The sequence below is a fragment of the Glutamicibacter sp. BW80 genome (assembly GCF_002332385.1).
In the GTDB taxonomy this organism is placed as follows: Bacteria; Actinomycetota; Actinomycetes; order Actinomycetales; family Micrococcaceae; genus Glutamicibacter.
Genome location: NZ_NRGV01000016.1, coordinates 22,519 through 39,740 on the forward strand (window position 1 = coordinate 22,519; position 17,222 = coordinate 39,740).

The 17,222-nt window shown below is 58.7% G+C and carries 14 protein-coding genes; 3 read left to right on the forward strand and 11 right to left on the reverse strand.

Going from position 1 to position 17,222, the window contains the following annotated elements:
* Positions 1–53 precede the first annotated feature (53 nt).
* The 10 genes from CIK76_RS03730 to coaA form a co-directional block, all read right to left on the reverse strand.
* Positions 54–1,961, reverse strand: a complete 1,908-nt coding sequence (locus CIK76_RS03730) for a site-specific DNA-methyltransferase (RefSeq protein ID WP_217990334.1) — start codon at positions 1,959–1,961, stop codon at positions 54–56.
* An 18-nt stretch (positions 1,962–1,979) separates the two neighbouring features.
* On the reverse strand, positions 1,980–2,657 hold the full coding sequence (locus CIK76_RS03735) for a DUF4391 domain-containing protein (RefSeq protein WP_096283601.1): 678 nt from the start codon (positions 2,655–2,657) through the stop codon (positions 1,980–1,982).
* Positions 2,650–5,943 (reverse strand): helicase-related protein, encoded by a 3,294-nt coding sequence (locus CIK76_RS03740; RefSeq protein WP_096283603.1) that lies wholly within the window; start codon positions 5,941–5,943, stop codon positions 2,650–2,652. Before CIK76_RS03740 ends, CIK76_RS03735 begins: the two co-directional genes overlap by 8 nt.
* A 220-nt stretch (positions 5,944–6,163) precedes the next feature.
* Positions 6,164–7,240 (reverse strand): tRNA (adenosine(37)-N6)-threonylcarbamoyltransferase complex transferase subunit TsaD, encoded by a 1,077-nt coding sequence (gene tsaD / locus CIK76_RS03745; protein WP_096283605.1) that lies wholly within the window; start codon positions 7,238–7,240, stop codon positions 6,164–6,166.
* On the reverse strand, positions 7,237–7,710 hold the full coding sequence (rimI, locus tag CIK76_RS03750; RefSeq protein ID WP_096283607.1) for a ribosomal protein S18-alanine N-acetyltransferase: 474 nt from the start codon (positions 7,708–7,710) through the stop codon (positions 7,237–7,239). The genes tsaD and rimI overlap by 4 nt, the downstream gene beginning before the upstream one ends.
* On the reverse strand, positions 7,707–8,384 hold the full coding sequence (gene tsaB, locus CIK76_RS03755; RefSeq protein WP_096283609.1) for a tRNA (adenosine(37)-N6)-threonylcarbamoyltransferase complex dimerization subunit type 1 TsaB: 678 nt from the start codon (positions 8,382–8,384) through the stop codon (positions 7,707–7,709). Before tsaB ends, rimI begins: the two co-directional genes overlap by 4 nt.
* Positions 8,377–8,955, reverse strand: a complete 579-nt coding sequence (gene tsaE / locus CIK76_RS03760) for a tRNA (adenosine(37)-N6)-threonylcarbamoyltransferase complex ATPase subunit type 1 TsaE (RefSeq protein WP_096283611.1) — start codon at positions 8,953–8,955, stop codon at positions 8,377–8,379. Before tsaE ends, tsaB begins: the two co-directional genes overlap by 8 nt.
* Entirely contained in the window at positions 8,948–10,123 is a 1,176-nt protein-coding gene (alr, locus tag CIK76_RS19555; RefSeq protein ID WP_255248340.1) for an alanine racemase, read from the reverse strand. The genes tsaE and alr overlap by 8 nt, the downstream gene beginning before the upstream one ends.
* Positions 10,124–10,291: 168 nt before the next feature.
* Positions 10,292–10,684 (reverse strand): large conductance mechanosensitive channel protein MscL, encoded by a 393-nt coding sequence (gene mscL / locus CIK76_RS03770; protein WP_096283772.1) that lies wholly within the window; start codon positions 10,682–10,684, stop codon positions 10,292–10,294.
* 95 nt (positions 10,685–10,779) lie between these two features.
* Entirely contained in the window at positions 10,780–11,739 is a 960-nt protein-coding gene (gene coaA, locus CIK76_RS03775; protein ID WP_096283774.1) for a type I pantothenate kinase, read from the reverse strand.
* A gap of 167 nt (positions 11,740–11,906) precedes the next feature.
* Here coaA and glmS point away from each other — a divergent pair, with 167 nt between their 5' ends.
* The 3 genes from glmS to CIK76_RS03790 all read left to right on the forward strand — a co-directional run bounded on the left by glmS (position 11,907) and on the right by CIK76_RS03790 (position 15,803).
* Entirely contained in the window at positions 11,907–13,778 is a 1,872-nt protein-coding gene (gene glmS / locus CIK76_RS03780; RefSeq protein ID WP_096283615.1) for a glutamine--fructose-6-phosphate transaminase (isomerizing), read from the forward strand.
* 88 nt (positions 13,779–13,866) lie between these two features.
* On the forward strand, positions 13,867–14,217 hold the full coding sequence (locus tag CIK76_RS03785) for a holo-ACP synthase (RefSeq protein ID WP_096283617.1): 351 nt from the start codon (positions 13,867–13,869) through the stop codon (positions 14,215–14,217).
* Positions 14,218–14,276: 59 nt separating this feature from the next.
* Entirely contained in the window at positions 14,277–15,803 is a 1,527-nt protein-coding gene (locus CIK76_RS03790; protein ID WP_096283619.1) for an NAD(P)H-hydrate dehydratase, read from the forward strand.
* Positions 15,804–15,879: 76 nt separating this feature from the next.
* On the opposite strand, the gene CIK76_RS03795 is transcribed toward CIK76_RS03790, so the two are convergent.
* Complete coding sequence (locus CIK76_RS03795; protein ID WP_096283621.1) at positions 15,880–17,211, reverse strand: UDP-glucose/GDP-mannose dehydrogenase family protein; 1,332 nt, start codon at positions 17,209–17,211, stop codon at positions 15,880–15,882.
* Between the last annotated feature and the right edge of the window lie 11 nt (positions 17,212–17,222).

Consider the following 17,222-nt stretch of genomic DNA (forward strand, 5'->3'; position numbering starts at 1 on the left):
CAGTGAGCGGTGAGAGCTCGCGGAAGATCTGTTCTGCATTGATCCGTGACGCATCATGCTCGAACTCCTCGTCGAGGAAGACCATGCGCAACGGCTGCCGTGCGGCAAGCTCGCGAACGAGTCCCGGAGAGAGAGAGAGAGAGAGAGTTCCTCTCTCGTAAACGGCAACACATCATGAGTGCTCCTTCTTCAACGTCATAGATTTCGAAGCTGTCCCGTTCTTCGCGAGTGATCGGCAAGGTCAGTTCCAGGCCTGCGTCGAGCATGGCCTGGAAAAGTAGGTCTTCACCCGTTCGGTCAGGTTTGATGCTGGATTCCAGCTGTTCAATCTCCAACTGCTGAAGTGCATCTGCCGACCTCAGGGTGTCCGTCTTGGACATGGTGTCGATCTTGAGCGAGCGAAATCCGCGATCTTGCGACCCGGTGCTCGTCTCCGTAGCGGAGAGGTTCATTTGCGTACCGACACGACGAAGACGTTCTCGTGCGACGTCAGCGATTGTCGAGTAACCCTGCTGCTGAGCTGCGGCATCAAGTTTTTCCGGCAGCTGGACAAGGATGAACCGTCGTGTGCCACCATCTTCAGCATTGAGATTCATGACTGCATGAGCTGTCGAACCTGAGCCACCAAAGAAGTCCAGCACGAGTGCATCATTATTGTTCTGCGTGGCCGCACGAATCCAAGTCACGAGAACATCAACATCTTTCGGGTAGTCAAAAAACTTACCGTCGAGCAGTCTGCTCAGGGCTTCACTTGCAGGAGCTCTTTCCTTGACAATGAGGGATCGAATCGCCTGGTCGTCCTGCTCATCGAGATACATCTTGCGACGAGGCGACGTCAGCTCATCCTTACCGAAGACAATACGACCATCCGCCAGCAAATTATCCATCGTTTCGCGCGAATAGCGCCAGCCGTTTGGATGCATCGGAACTGGCTTGAATGATTCTGGATGCAGAATTTCATATTTCAGATTCTCGCGAGGATTTGGGCTGGCGAGAGGCCCCCGCAAGTAGGCGCGGCCGTTCGAATCAATCTCAGAATATGACTGAAGGCCCTTCTCTGTGTCAGGAGATGTCTTCCACCAGTCCCGCAGAAGTCTGGTCGCCAGCTCCGCGTCACCATCAGCTCGTTCCCAACAATCTCGAACTGCTGAAAGAACCAAAGAGTAGCCTTTCTTTGGTTCTTTCCAGCGAGCATCTTTTCCAACCAGCGCTCCTCGATTACGGCCGAAAATCAACATGTAATCGATGCCTCCGGCAGAGAAGCGCGCATCATTTTTTGCACGTCCCTGCCAGACGACATTCGCGAGGAAGTTTTCGCCACCGAACACCATGTCCATCAGGTTGCGGAGGTTGGCGTGCTCCTGGTCGCCGATCGCCACCATGATTACGCCATCATCGGTCAGCAGGTTCCGGGCGAGCTTCAGACGCGAGTACATCAGGCTCAGCCAGTCCGAGTGGAACCGGCCATTCGACTCCGAGTTCGCCACCATACGTTCACCGGTCTCGGAAACCTGCTCCGACTTGACGAGGTACTCCGCGGTGGACTCCGCGAAATCATCCGCATACACGAAGTCGTTTCCCGTGTTGTAAGGAGGATCGATATAGATCAGTTTGACCTTGCCGAGATACGACTCCTGTAACAGTTTTAAGGCATCGAGATTGTCGCCCTCGATGAATAAGTTCTTCGTCGTGTCGAAGTCCACCGAATCGTCGCGGATGGGACGCAGAGTCTTGGCAATTGGAGCGTTTGCGGCGAAAGCGGCCGCACGTTTCCCCGGCCAATCTAACTGGTACCGCTCCTGAGGCCCCTCCACAATGTGATCGGAAAGTTCCTGCCGCAATAAGTCGAAGTCGATCGACGACTTGGGATTTCCTTCAATGTCTATGGTTTCGGTGACGACATTCGGAAACAGCTCGGCGAGTGCCTCGATGTTGGCCGCGGTCATGTCACGAGATGTCATTCGGATCTTCTCCACCGGTTACCTCTGTTGTTCTCGAAGTGCTTGTTTAGTCTTGAGCAGTCTGCGAATCTCAACCTTGCGGTTGAGCTGTACCTCGGTGCGGAGTCTACGCTCCAACGTGCTGATCTCTCGGTCCAGTTTTCGGACCGCTTCTAGTCTCTCAGCAACCTCCGACATTGTTTCACTCGTCCGGATTTTCACCGGAGTGAGCGGTTCCAGCAACGCGGTGTAGAGAACTTGCAGATTGATCGCATTGGGGAGCGCCATTCGCTCTTGTCCGGTTGGTAACCATCCTGTCGAATAGTATCCGCTCAGCTTCGTAGCTCCCCCATCCACTAACTTATGAGCTGCAACCATACGAACGACGCCGTTACCACTACCCACTTCTGCTTTGGGTCTAGTGACTTCAAAAATCAACGGGCGCGGGATGGCTTTGTCGATGGCTGTCAGAACGCTGTCGGAAAGTTCGCCATTTTTCGTGTCTATCCTGAAAACGTCTATCTCCGAGATACCGTCCATCTCCGGAATGTTGACGGTATCAAGTGCAAGTTTGTAGCTCCAGATAACCCGTGAAACCTCGGCGACGAATTTTTCCTTAGTTCCCCCAGCTACAGGGCCCTGCGCGTAGAAGCGTTCTTTGGGAATGCGGGTGCCGACGGCCGCGGTCGCAGGCCAGGAGAAAAGTACATCAGCCATGTTTCACCTCCTTATTGGGATCAACGACTGCGATAAAGGCAATGAGTTCGAAATCATCTAAACCTGAGATGGTGTTCTTGAGCGCTGTAGTCACGCCGGATGTGAAGAGGCTGTCGATATCGTGTTCGTCATTACGTTCGATCATGGAGCTGATCGCATCGGTGAGAAGCTGCGAATAGACTCCCATTTCCGCCCCCTCAACGGTAGCCGCGTTGAACACGGCGACCGCGTCCAAAACTGGTGTGTCGAACGGACGGCAGCCGGCGCGCAACAGGTCGAGAAGGTGCTTAGCCTCCGTATGGTCGGAGATAACTTCACCCTGCTGATCGACATAGATCAAGTAGTAGGGGTGCAAGCGGTTACCGCGAGCGCCATCCTTGCCGCCTAGTTGTTCGGCATCGGTTTGGATGTTTCTCAATGCAAAAATGGCGCCTGGCTCCAAGCCTAGTTCTGAGTTCGCAGGGATAACGGCGTGTAGGCCTTTAGGTGTTCCAGCGAGGTTCCCGACTTGGCGGACGTACCCGAGCAGATCCATTCGAAAATCGTTGAGGCCTAAGTCAGTTATGGAGACCCCGGACCGTACGTCTTCGAGTTCGATGACGTCATCTTGAAGTTTACGCAGCTGTTCGCGCCGGTAGGACGCCTCAGCACTATTCGGTTCTAGGACGTTGTCATCTCCAGTTCCGGCAAGGTTGGCAATCCGCATGCGGTTTTCCACGCGGTCCTTAAGATTGATGTACTCGTCCAGACTGATATCCGGCCAGAAGTTAATAAGCTGGATGACAGAATTCTTCGACCCAATGCGATCGACACGTCCGAAGCGCTGAATGATACGTACTGGGTTCCAATGGATGTCGTAGTTGATGACGGTGTCGCAGTCTTGAAGGTTTTGGCCTTCGGAAATAACATCCGTGCCGATGAGAACGTCGATGTCTCCGGGATGTCCACTCATGGTCTCGCAACGATGTTTCGACACAGGAGAGAACATCGTCATAATCTGGCCGAAGTCATATCCAGTGCCCAGAGTCGTCTTCGCGCCGCTTTGTCCCCCGGTGATCAGTCCCGTGTGCAGACCAGCGGCAGCCAATGCGGGTCCAAGCTCTCGATAGAGATAGCCGGCGGTGTCTGCGAAAGCCGAAAAAATCAGGATCTTCTTGTTGCCTGGGTTGATCGGGTACATGGCTTTATTGGCAATGAGCTGCTTGAGCTTGATCAACTTCAAGTCCTGCTCCGGGGTGATAACGGCCATGGCGCTCATGAGTTCGCGAAGGGTCTCCCGATCATGCCAGAGATCAACTTTGTACCGTTCAATGTCAAGGTCCGCTGTGTCGATCAGAAGATCACCGACCATGAGCGCTTCAAGCCCTGCATTCTCGGAATCATCGATATCCAAATCGAGCTCAGAATCAACGGCGTCGCGATCATCGATTGGCATGGACGATGCCAACTGCTGCAACCGATTATCGACAGTGCACTCAACTTTGGCCAAAGTAATTCGAAACGCTTCAACGCTGGATTCCAAGCGTTTCAGCAGATTTACAGTCATCAGCTGCTTGATTCCCTGCTCGCGGCCGGCTTGACCTCCACCTGCTTGGAAATTCTCCGTGCTCTTAGACGGCTTGCCAATGTCCTCGTACTTAGAACGGCGCGATGGGAATACATAGCTCATTGGCGCGTAGACGCCAAGATTTAGGGTCTGAATCTGCTCAAAAATTTCATTAAAGCTTGGAGCAGTAGGCAAATTCGTTAGAGGCTCACGGATTGCCTGAGGCGCGAGCCGCTTGGGAAAAGCGCCGATGGCAGACGTGTCATAGAAAGCCTCGATGTGCTTGCGTGAGCGCGCGATCGTCACGGCATCGAGAAGTTCAAAGAAATCGAAGTCAAGCATCGTCAGGATACTTTCCGTAGTGCGTTCTTCAGCGTCAAGCATGGACCAGGTATTGAAGACGGTCTGCGCGTCCTTGAACACTTTCTCTACATTGGAGGAGAGATTCAAGCGAGTGCTGAGTTGTTCAGAGTCACCCTCATAGGCCAGCTGAAGCTGGTTCTTTAGGTCATTGAAACGGTTGTTCACCGGGGTCGCCGAGAGCATAAGAACTTTGGTCTTCACACCTTCTTGAATGACCTGACGCATGAGGCGCTGGTAGCGCGACTCTTTTTCCTCTGAATAGTCCGCGTTGCGAAAGTTATGGGACTCGTCAATAACAACGAGATCGTAATTACCCCAGTTGATTCGGTCGAGTTGCAGGCCACCGATGGACTGACCCTTGACGCGTGAGAGATCGGTATGCGCAAGTACATCGTAGTTGAACCGGTCCTCATGAAAGAGATTGGTCGTGTAGTTCGAGTTGTACGTGGTCCAGTTCTCAGCAAGCTTCTTCGGGCAAAGAACTAATACTGACTTGTTGCGTAGCTCGTAGTATTTAATCACTGCGAGTGCGCTGAAGGTCTTTCCAAGGCCGACGCTGTCGGCGAGTATGCATCCGTTGTAGGTTTCGAGCTTGTTGATTATGCCCGTTGCTGCGTCTCGCTGGAAGTTGTAGAGACTCTGCCACACCTTAGTGTCTTCGTACCCGGTACGGTCATTAGGCAAAGTATCCTCAGAAATATCGTCTAAGAACTCGGCGAAGAGGTTATAAAGAATAAGGAAATAGATCCGTGCTGGCGAATTCTCCGTATATACAGCTGCGATATGATCATGCACCGCTTGGGTGACGTCGGTGAGATGACCGGGTGTGTTCCAAATCTGATCAAAAGTGTCAAGGAACTGCTTAGTTTCAATTGTTCCTTCGGTTTTCGTGACCATATTCGACATAGCGTTGCCCTGCTCGTAGCCGAGGTCGGCCGTAGTGAAACCCTGCGGCGCAAAGTAGGCAGCCTGGTCGCCAGCGATCACCATGGGCTGCATCATCTGATCGGTGGAGTTTGAACGGAACGTAACCTTTTGGCGGACCCAGTTTGCACATTCTTTGGCGATGGCACGCTGTGTGAGTTTGTTGCGGAGTCTAATTTCGAAATCTGTGCCGTAGAGACTGGACTCTGCATGACCCACGGGAATGAAGAATTCACGGCGTTCCTTCCGAATCTTGTCACCCGCATCGGCCGGTCTGAAAGACGGAGACGTAAAAACAAACTCCAGTTCTTCTACTTGTTCAAGTTCTTCCCGAAGCGCTTCGAATGCAAAGATGGAAAACGTCGACGCGGCGATACGAACCTTCGCCCCTTTTCGGAGTTCGGTTTTGAGGTCATCGCCGAGACGTTCTGTTCTATTGCTAATTACGCGCACTTCTACCCCTTAACACACAGCATGCAAGCTACGGTCCGCTTGCCATTTCGATTCTATCCAGTCTGCTAGAAATAGAAGGATTACCGTATTTGATGAGATATGAACGTGTCTTAAGCGAGGAATCGATATTCGTTGCGCCCCTGGCTACTCGAGTTCCATCAGATGGCTTAAAACTTCAAGATCTCCAACTTCGATCAGTAATTGTAAGCTGTGTAAATTCTCAGCTCGCCAAAACAATATTGGTTACCGGTTGTGATGAGTCGGTAGCGAAGCCCAATCCAGATGGTTGCGTGCCCGCGGTCACCAGCTGGGCGCCGAGGGCTGCGACCATGCCCCCGTTATCCGTGCACAGCGAGAACGGCGGAACCACCAACGTAATGCCGGCCGAAGCGCAACGCGCCGCCAGTAGCTCGCGCAAACGAGTATTCGCCGCGACGCCCCCACCCAACAGCAAAGTCGTCAGCCCATTCTCCTGCATAGCGCGAACCGCCTTGGAGGTAATCACGTCCACTACCGCTTCCTGGAAAGATGCGGAAATATCCGCTACCGGGATCGGTTCCCCAGCCGCTTCGAAGTGTTCCACGCAGCGAGCCACCGCGGTCTTCAGACCCGAGAAAGAGAAGTTGTTGCGGTGCTTGCCCGGTTCTTCGGCGGAGCCCACGAACTTTGGCAGCGACAGCCCTCGCGGGAAACGGAAAGCCTTTTTGTCTCCGTCTTTGGCGGCCTTGTCGATGGCCGGTCCACCCGGATAGCCCAGACCCAGCAAGCGGGCGGTCTTGTCGTAGGCTTCGCCCGCCGCGTCATCGATGGTCGCACCGAGCAGCTGCACATCGTTGGTCAACGAGGTGACCTTCAAGATCTCGGTATGACCGCCGGAGACCAGCAGCGCCCCGAAGGTCGGTGGAAGAACCGTGCCTTCCAGCACGCCGACGCCCACATGCGCCACCAGGTGGTTGATGCCGTACAGCGGCTTGCCTGTGGCTAGCGCCAGCGCCTTCGCCGCGGCCACGCCCACCATCAACGCACCGGCTAGCCCAGGACCGCTGGTGACGGCAATCGCGTCGATTTCTTCAAGAGTTACGTCAGCTTCGGCGAGCGCCTGCTCCAAGGTGGGCACAAACGCTTCGAGGTGGGCTCGTGCTGCGATCTCCGGGATCACTCCCCCGAAGCGCACGTGTTCATCCATGGAGCTGGACACGGTGTTGGCCAGCAGCTGGGTGCCGCGCACGATCCCGATTCCTGTTTCATCGCAAGAGGATTCGATGCCCAGTACCAGTGGGTGCTGTGGGGTGCTCATTCGCTGGCCTCCGGAGTGTCGAGCGCGTGCAGTGGAAGGCGCATAATCAGCGCATCGATGCCGCCCTTGTAGTAGCGCGGGCGACGATGAATGGTCTCAAATCCCATGGACTCATAGAGTCCAATGGCTGAGGGGTTATCAAAGCGCACCTCGAGCATCAGATCCAAGGCACGGTTGGCCCGTGCAGTGGTGATCAGTTCCGTCAGCAGCGCACGGCCCAAACCCTGGCCTTGGTACTCGGGGATGATCGCGATGGTTTGCACGTCGGCAATGGGCAGCACGGTGCATAAGCCGGCGTAGCCGATGATCTTACCGGCGTCCTCATAGACCCAGTATTTTCGGGTCTCCAGCTGAGCCAGCTCGGCTTCGAATCCGGCCAGTGGCCAAGCGTCCTCGGGGAACAGCTGGGTTTCCAGCGTGTGGACTGCGGGAATGTCTTCGGATGTCATCTCGCGAAGGGTAATGCTCATGCCTTGGCCTTCTTCATGAACGCCGGTACCTGGGCATCTGATTCGCGCAGGTACTGCGGTGCGGTATCCGACAGATCGAGTCCAGATGCCAGGTCATCCATGCCGCGATGGGCCAGATGCCGTGCATCGATTACCCAGTCAAAGGAACGTTCCCGTGGCTGGCTACCAACGGACTCCAGCTGTTCCTTATACAAGCCAGCACCCACGCCATAAACCGGTAGCACAGGCAACTCAGTAGCAGCGGATACATGCGGACCGTCCAGCAGTTTACCCTCTGCGTCATAGCGCGCCCAGTACAGTTCCTTACGACGTGCATCCGAGGCCACCACGAATTCTTTCGGGTTCTCACCGGAACGAAGCACGCGTTCGGCGAGCGCATGCAGCGACATGATTCCATGGACCGGAACGTTCCAGACAAAGCCGAACGTGCGTGCAGCCACCAGGCCGACGCGCAGTCCGGTAAAAGGGCCAGGACCCACGCCAACGAAGATGCCAGCCAAGTTCTTGCCCTCTTCATTGTTCTCCTCCAGCATGTCCCGGACATAGCTGGCCAGAGTTTCGGTCTGGTCGTTGCCTTTCGGCGAGGTTCTCTGAGCGATTACTGAACCAGTGGTGTAATCGACCAGCGCCACCGAGGCGTGCGCCGAGGTGTCAATGGACAGATAGTTAGGCATGTGTTTCTCCCGAGTGCTGCAGTCCGATGGCCTGCAGCAACGCGTTTTTCAGTTCGGTGAAATTCTCTTCGGCCCAGCGCGGGCCTATGGCCTTGAGCGTGAAAAGGCGCGGTTCATCTAGCTCTTCGTCTGATTCTTCCCACGGGTTGCTCGCCGGAACGGCCCAGACCTCGCGGTCCAGCTGGATTTCCAGCCGTGAATCGCTCAGGTGCTCAACCTTGCCAAGACCCCACTCCACCACGGTGACCGAGTCGGCCAGGGTGGACTCCAGATCCAGGGTGTCCACGTCGCTATCCCCGTTGAGCCGGTAGGCATCCACATGAATCAGCCCCGGCCCATCGGCAAGCGACGGGTGCTGGCGGGCGAGGACGAAGGTGGGCGAGATGATTCCCTCGCGGACGTTCAGTCCTAGCCCGAGCGATTGGGTCAGGGTGGTCTTGCCGGCGCCAAGGGAACCGGTGAGGATCACCAAGTCCCCTGCGGACAAGTGACTGCCCAGTGCTTCGCCGAGCGCTTCGGTAGCGGTCAGGTCTTCGAGTTGGCAGCTGAATTCCAAAACTTTTCTAGTCACCGGCTTGGCCCCAGGTTCCCTCAACGTAGTAACGCGGTACGCGCGGCGAGATGCGGGTGACCATCTCGTAGTTGATGGTATTGGCCGCGTGCGCCCAGGTGGTCGCGGATTCTCCCCCTTCGCCGAAGATAATCGCTTCGGCCCCGAGGAATTGTTCAGGGTCAATATCCAGCCCCAGATCGATAACGCACTGGTCCATGGCGATCGTGCCGCGCACCGGGTAAGTTTTGCCGTGGATGGTGACCGGAGCACCGGTAGCCACGCGTGGAAGTCCATCGGCGTATCCCATCGGGATCAGCGCCAGATAGGTTTCTTTCGCGGTGAGGTAGCGCAGTCCGTAGGAGACGCCCTGCCCGGTGTTGACCTTCTTCACGTTGGCGACCTTGGTGACCAGCTTCATTGCCGGACGCAAACCATAGGTGGCCGGTGTTTCGCCTTCGAACGGGCTCAGCCCGTAGAGGCCCAGACCCAAGCGCACCATTTCGTGGTGCGAGTCCGGGCGGGAGAGGATCGCCGGGGTGTTGGCGACGTGGCGCATCTCCAGGTTGAAGCCGGCGGCCTCCACCATTTCGATGGCCTGATCGAAGACCTCAAGCTGCAGATCCGTTTCGGGGCGTTCGGGTTCATCGGCCACCGCAAGGTGCGAGAACACTCCCACAACGCGCAGCAGGCCCTCGGACTGGAACTTCGCTGAACGTTCCAGCAAGGAAGGCAGATCTGCCATGGTGGACCCGTTGCGTCCCAGCCCGGTATCCACCTTCAGGTGAATGCGCGCCGGGGTCTGCACCGCCTGCGCGGCGGCGGCGATCAGCTCCAGATCCCAGCCGGAGACTCCGAGGTCGATTCCCGCGGAGATGGCCTTTTCGAACGGGGTGTCATTGGTGTGCAGCCAGGCCAGCATGGGCGCCTCGATGCCCGCCTCGCGCAGGGCGAGGGCCTCGGCCACATGGGCGCAGCCAATCCAGCGTGCGCCGGCCTCCAGTGCCGCGGTAGCAACCGGCAATGCTCCGTGCCCGTAGCCGTCGGCCTTGACCACGGCCATGACTTTGGCCGGGGCCACCAGATCGGCGACTTGCTTGACGTTGCTGCGGATCGCGGACAGGTCGATTACTGCACGGCGTTCCCAACCAATGTAAGGAGCGGTGTCGCCTGCTTCCGGCGCGTTGATTTCCTCAAGAGATTCAGAGTTCACCAAACTATCTTCCCACTTTTCCGCAACCGATGCCGCGTCGCACCCCGCAGGCCGAGCCAACGGCGGTCCACAGGTTAAAGGTAAAGGGCCGCTGCGCTCAAAACATGTTTGAGACTAGCGGCCCTTGCGCGTTTGTGGGGGCGGTTAGCGGAGAGTTTTCAGTTCGTCGCGGATCTGCTCCAGCAGAGCAACCTGCGGGTCGACTTCGTCCTCTTCTTCGGTGATGCCGTGGCGGCGGTTCCTTGCCTCGGTCGCCTTCTGCATTGGCATAACCAAGACGAAGTAAACGGCCGCGGCGATCAGCAGGAAGTTGACCAAAGCGGTGATGAAGACACCGATCTTGATGTCATTTCCGTTGAGGGTAATGAGCAGGAAGCTGTCAAAGTTTGGCGAACCAACCAATGCAGCGATCAATGGCATGAGAATGTTCTCTACCAGAGCGGTAATCACGGCACCGAATGCGGCACCGATTACAACAGCAACCGCCAAATCGATGACGTTGCCCTTCATTATAAAATCGCGGAATCCCTTAAGCATGATTTGAGCATACACAGCAAAAACACAGCGAGAGCGGACATTTTGCGCGAAAACTTAAATTTTGTAAGAAATTCGGTTCCCGTTAGGAAGAATGTCTAGATTTTGCGAAGCAGCATCCGGTGCACCGAATGATCCGCGCTCTTGCGCAGCACCAACTGCGCACGGCCACGGGTAGGCAGCACATTTTCTTTCAAATTCGGTTCGTTGATGCGCTTCCAGATGCCGTGCGCCGTCTCGCGCGCCTCGTCGTCGGTCAACTGGGCATAACGGTGGAAGTAGCTCGCCGGGTCGGCGAAGGCGCCCGAGCGCAGGTTCATGAAACGCCGGATGTACCACTCTTCAATGTCCTTGGTCCGCGCGTCAACGTAGACGGAGAAGTCGAAGAAGTCGCTGAGCGCCAGGCCCACGGTTCCATCCGACCGGGTCCGCGCCGGCTGCAAGACGTTGAGCCCTTCGACGATCAGCACCTGCGGCGAGCGAATCACATTGCGCTCTTCGGGAATGATGTCGTAGGTCAGGTGCGAGTACACCGGGGCGCCGACTGCCGGAACACCGGACTTCACCGCCGAGACAAAGCGCAGCAGCGCGCGGCGGTCATAGGACTCCGGGAATCCCTTGCGGTCCATGATGCCGCGGCGCTCAAGCTCTGCATTGGGGTAAAGGAACCCGTCGGTGGTAATCAGCTGCACGTCCGGAGTTTCCGGCCAGCGGCGCAGCATGTCGCGAAGCACGCGGGCGGTGGTGGACTTGCCTACCGCCACCGAACCGGCGACGCCGATGACAAAGGGTGTGCGGCTCGTTTGCTCGCCGAGGAATGTCGTTGTTGCCCGGTGCGTTGCCCCGGCGCCTTGGACATAGAGGTACAGCAAACGGCTCAATGGCAGGTATACGTCGCGAATCTCATCGAGGTCCAACGCGTCGCCTAAACCGCGCAGCCGTTCAATATCCTCTTCGTTGAGGGGTTGTTCCATCTTGTTAGAGAGACGGGCCCAGGTCTCGCGCTCTAGCTCGACGAAGGGGGTAATCGGTGTCTCTAACGTTCCTTGTGGTTCCACGGAGACAAATTCTGCCAAGGATTACCCCAACAACCCAAACTTTGCCATCGCTTTCTTTGCACATGACCCATAAGTCGCGTTCTCCGGTGACCTATGACACGCGACTTTTTGAGTGATGCGCCACGATATCTCCCATCATTGGGGAATCAACCGGTACGCTTTTTCCTATGTGCGGAATTGTTGGATATGCGGGAGCGTCAAGCTCAGTCACCGATCACGGTGCACTTGACGTTCTAATTGAAGGTTTACGTCGGTTGGAGTACCGCGGTTATGACTCGGCCGGTGTTGCCGTGGTCGCCGATGGTGCCATTCACTCACGCAAGAAGGCTGGCAAACTTGTCAACCTGGAAAATGTTATCGCCGAGGAACCGTTGCCTGGGTCTCACACCGGTATCGGCCACACTCGGTGGGCCACCCACGGCGGGCCAAGCGACGGCAACGCCCACCCTCACCTGGCCGATGGCGGCAAGCTTGCAATGATCCACAACGGAATCATTGAGAACTTCGCGGGCATCAAGGCAAAGCTGGTAGCCGAAGGGGTCGAGCTCCTCTCGGACACCGATACCGAGGTTGCAGCGGCCCTGCTGGGCAAGCTCTACAGCACCGAAGCCAATGGGGATCTCACCCTGGCCATGCAGCTGGCCGTGAAGCACCTCGAAGGTGCCTTCACCCTGCTGGCAGTTCACCAAGACCACCCGGGCGTCGTCGTGGCAGCCCGCCGCAACTCCCCGCTCGTGCTGGGCCTGGGCGATGGCGAAAACTTCCTCGGTTCCGATGTCTCTGGCTTCATCGATTTCACCCGTCGTGCGGTGGAACTGGGCCAGGACCAGATCGTGACCATCACCCCGAATACCCACAGCATCACCGACTTCGACGGCAACCCTGCCGAAGGCAAGGAATTCCACGTTGACTGGGATGCAGCCAGCGCCGAAAAGGGCGGCTTCCCTTCCTTCATGGAGAAGGAAATCTTCGACCAGCCAGCCGCCGTGGCCGACACCCTCTTGGGCCGCTCGGACGCCGATGGCCGCCTGACCCTCGATGAGCTGCGCATCGATCCGGAAGAACTTTCCAAGATCTCCAAGATCGTTGTGCTCGCCTGCGGTACCAGCGCTTACGCCGGTTCCGTAGCCAAATACGCCATCGAATCCTGGTGCCGCATTCCGGTCGAGGTGGAGCTCTCACACGAGTTCCGCTACCGCGAGCCGATCGTTGACGAGAAGACCCTGATCGTTTCGATCTCGCAGTCCGGGGAAACCATGGACACCCTGATGGCCGTGCGCTATGCCAAGGAGCAGGGTGCAAAGACCATGTCGATCTGCAACACCAACGGGTCGACCATCCCGCGCGAATCCGACGCGGTGCTCTACACCCACGCCGGTCCGGAGATCGCGGTGGCTTCCACCAAGGCATTCCTGGCGCAGATCACCGCCACTTACCTGCTGGGCCTGTACCTGGCTCAGCTGCGCGGCAACCTCTTCCAGGGCCAGATCAAGGACATCTTGGCCGACCTGGGCAAGATCCCGGCGAAGATCCAGGACATCCTGGATCGCGCCGACGAGATCAAGGAACTTGCCCGCTCGATGGAAGACGCTTCCTCGGTGCTGTTCCTGGGCCGCCACGTCGGTTACCCGGTGGCCATGGAAGGCGCGCTGAAGCTCAAGGAGATCGCCTACATCCACGCCGAGGGCTTCGCCGCCGGCGAGCTGAAGCACGGTCCGATCGCCCTGATCGACGACGGCCAGCCGGTCTTCGTGGTGGTTCCTTCCCCTCGCGGCCGCGATTCGCTGCACTCGAAGGTTGTCTCGAACATCCAGGAGGTCCGCGCCCGTGGCGCCAAGACCCTGGTCATCGCCGAAGACGGCGATCACGATGTGAAGGACTACTCCGAGTGGGTCTTCTACGTCCCGGAGACTCCAACGCTGCTGATGCCGCTGCTGGCCACCGTGCCGCTGCAGCTCTTCGCTTGCGAACTTGCCTCGGCCAAGGGCTTCGACGTGGACCAGCCGCGAAACCTGGCCAAGTCGGTGACCGTGGAGTAATCCACTCTGCACCATAGAATCTTGCGGGCATCCCTTCGGGGGTGCCCGCAATTTTTTGTCTTCAAGGGCTCTGGATAGACTGGAGATCATGATTGCAGGAATCGGTGTCGACATTGTCGACGTGCCACGCTTTGGCCGACAGCTCGAACGCACCCCACGCCTGCGTGAACGACTCTTCACCGCGGTGGAACGAGATTTGCCGCTTCGCTCCCTGGCCGTGAGATTCGCCGCCAAGGAGGCCATCGCCAAGGCTCTGGGCGCCCCGGTAGGTATGAATTGGCAGGATTGCACCATCGCCAAGGACGAGGCCGGAGATCCGCAAGTGCTCATTCGCGGCACGGTTGCCGCAGCCAGTGAACTGCGCGGCATTACTTCCTGGCATCTGACCATGTCGCATGACGGCGATATGGCCGTGGCCATGGTTGTCGCCGAGCGATAAAACGACACGTTAGCAGTTAAAACGGGCGTATCACCGCTTGGGTGAGTAAAGTTTGTCTTATGATCCCTGTCTACAGTGTTGCGCAAGTCCGTGCGGTCGAGGCCCAAGAGATCTCCACACGTGGAAGTGAAGCGCTGATGCGCGCCGCCGCCGGTGAACTCGCCGCCGCGGCCGAGAGCATGCTGTCCCAAGCGCCAACGGCCACCGACACCCTGGTGGTCGCTCTGATCGGCCCGGGCAACAACGGCGGTGATGGGCTCTACGCCTTGGCCGAACTGGCACAGCGCGGCTACCAGACCCTCGCCCTGCAATGCACCGACACCTGCCACACCGAAGCCTTGAAGGCCTATACCGCTGCTTCCGGCACCGTGAAGCCGGTGGCAGCAGGCCAGTCCGAGCTGGCTGCGGCGGCCTTGGTCATCGATGCGATCTATGGAATTGGCTACCGCCCCGGGGCACAGCTGCCCCAGCTGCCCACCGGCGCACGCGTCCTGGCCTGCGATGTTCCCTCCGGGCTGGACTGCGAAACCGGCGTTGCCGATGACCAGGTGCTGCTTGCCGAGCGCACCATCACCTTCGGGGCGCTGAAAACCGGACTGATCTCCCGCGACGCACCCTTGGTGACCGGTGAGATTCAGGTGGCCGGCCTGGACTTTGATTTTTCCGCGCTCAGCCCGGAAACCGATTTGGTCGACGAGCTCTCGGCCCGTGCGCTGCTCGATGAGCACCGCAGCTGGCGGGACGCCGGGCGCCATAAGTACGAACGTGGCGTCCTCGGCCTCATTGCCGGCTCCGCGCTCTACCCCGGTGCCGCGCTGCTGACCGCACGGGCCGCGGTTGCCTGCGGTGCAGGCCTGCTGCGCACCCATGTACCCGGAGAGGTGCAGCCACTGCTGTCCATCGCCGCGCCGGAAACCGTTCCGCTGGATGACCAGCAGATCTCTGAGGCATTGTCTTTGGCTCGGCGCCACCTCCACGGGCGCGGGGCGAAGATTTCGGCCTGGGCCATTGGCCCGGGAATCGACAGCCGCACTCCCCCCACTGGGGTTATCGCCAACGTCTTCGAAAGCCGCCAGCCGGCGGTCATCGACGCCAGCGGGCTGGATGTGGTTCCCGCCGGGCCCAGCGAGCAGCCACGTGTGCTGACCCCGCATGCCAAGGAGCTTCGCATGCTGCTGCGCCGCGCCGGGGTGAGCGTCACCACCGAGGAAGTCGCCCAGGACCCGATCCGCTGGACCCGTTGGGTGGCCCTTGCCTACAACGCGGTGGTGCTGCTGAAGGGGCCGACCAGCTATGTGGTCGCCCCGGACGGTGCCAACCTCGTGGTCTGCCATGCGGCGGCCCAGCTGGCGACCGCAGGCTCTGGAGACGTGCTCACGGGCATTCTCGGCTACCTGCTCTCCGACAGCTCGCTGACGGGCATCCAGGGCCTGGAAACCGTCAGCAATGGCCGCCTGATGGAGCTCACCGCCTGCGCGGCTGTCATCCATGGCCATCTGGGCCGGGTGAGCGCCGCAGAGGGTACTGTGAGCGCCTCGCGCTTGATCGAAAACCTGCCGGCGGTTATGAAGGAATTCGGTTTCTAGGCAAAGCCTCTTAAATCAGAAAAATGTGGTCTCTGCGCGATACGCAGAGACCACATTTTCTTTTCAGGGATTACTTTTAGTCGAGCTCGAACTTCTCGCCGGGCCCGGTGATAACCCAGCCCTGCTCGCGCCACTTCGGGCGGTCCAGCACATTGCGCCCATCGATCAGCGCCCGGGTGCCGACAACCTCGCCGAGCTCTTGGGGGTCCAGCGCCCGGAATTCGTTCCATTCGGTCAGCAGCAGTACCAGGTCCGCGGCCTTCGCCGCCTCGCGCCAGGAATCCACATAGTTCAGCCGCGGGAAACGTCCGGCCGCGTTCTTATTGCCCTCCGGGTCATAGACCGAAACCTCGGCCCCGGAGTTGTACAGCCGCACCGCGATATCCAGCGCCGGCGAGTCGCGCACGTCGTCGCTGTCGGGCTTGAAGGTCACCCCGAGCACGCAGATCCGCTTGCCCGCCAGCTGCTCCCCCAGGATCGAGGAGGCCAGCGAAACCACGCGGTCGCGGCGGCGCAGGTTGATCTGGTCCACCTCGGCGAGGAAGCCCATGGTCTGGCTCAGGCCCAGCTCGCTGACCCGGGCCTGGAGGGCGCGGATGTCCTTGGGCAGGCAGCCGCCGCCGAATCCGACGCCGGCGTTGAGGAATTTGCGTCCAATGCGCGCATCGTGGCCGATCGCGTCGGCCAGCGTCTTAATGTCCCCGCCGACGTTCTCGGTGACCTCGGCGAAGGCGTTGATGAAGGAGATCTTGGTGGCCAGGAACGCGTTGGCGGCCACCTTGACCAGCTCTGAGGTTTCCAGGTCGGTGACGACCTCGGGGGTGCCGGCGGCGAGGATCGGTGCGTAGACCTCGCGCAGCTTGCCCAGCGCACTCTCATCCGCCAGGCCGTAGACCAGGCGGTCCGGTGTCAGTGTGTCCTTCACGGCGAAGCCCTCGCGCAGGAACTCCGGGTTCCAGGCCAGGGTGATCTTGCTTTCCGGGCTCGCGGTGGCTTCGATGCGTTCGGCCAGCCGGCGCGCGGTGCCCACGGGCACCGTGGATTTGCCCACGATCAGCGCCTCGCCGCTGATGTGTTCCACCAGGGAGTCAACCGCCGCATCGACGTAGCTCATATCCGCGGACTGGGAGTCCGCGCGCTGCGGGGTGCCGACGGTGACGAAGTGGATGTCGGCCAGTTCGGCCACCTGCGCGTAGGAGTCGGTGAACCGCAGGCGCCCTCTGGAGACATGCTTGCGCAGCAGCTCGGGCAGGCCCGGCTCGTGGAAGGGTAGGATCCCGGCCGCCAGTGCCTGGAGCTTCTCCGGATTAACATCCAGGCCGATGACCTCATAGCCCAGTTCTGCCATGCACGCTGCATGGGTTGCACCAAGATAGCCGGTGCCGATGACGCTGATACGCAAAGTCACGAAGTACTACT

Bases quoted from the DNA above. Each gene is read 5' to 3' on its own strand.
- CIK76_RS03785 (WP_096283617.1), top strand. From the start codon at position 13,867: ATGATTGCAGGAATCGGTGTCGACATTGTCGACGTGCCACGCTTTGGC.
- tsaD (WP_096283605.1), bottom strand. From the start codon at position 7,240: ATGAGCACCCCACAGCACCCACTGGTACTGGGCATCGAATCCTCTTGC.
- CIK76_RS03790 (WP_096283619.1), top strand. From the start codon at position 14,277: ATGATCCCTGTCTACAGTGTTGCGCAAGTCCGTGCGGTCGAGGCCCAA.
- rimI (WP_096283607.1), bottom strand. From the start codon at position 7,710: ATGAGCATTACCCTTCGCGAGATGACATCCGAAGACATTCCCGCAGTC.
- CIK76_RS03735 (WP_096283601.1), bottom strand. From the start codon at position 2,657: ATGGCTGATGTACTTTTCTCCTGGCCTGCGACCGCGGCCGTCGGCACC.
- mscL (WP_096283772.1), bottom strand. From the start codon at position 10,684: ATGCTTAAGGGATTCCGCGATTTTATAATGAAGGGCAACGTCATCGAT.
- glmS (WP_096283615.1), top strand. From the start codon at position 11,907: ATGTGCGGAATTGTTGGATATGCGGGAGCGTCAAGCTCAGTCACCGAT.
- tsaB (WP_096283609.1), bottom strand. From the start codon at position 8,384: ATGCCTAACTATCTGTCCATTGACACCTCGGCGCACGCCTCGGTGGCG.
- CIK76_RS03730 (WP_217990334.1), bottom strand. From the start codon at position 1,961: ATGACATCTCGTGACATGACCGCGGCCAACATCGAGGCACTCGCCGAG.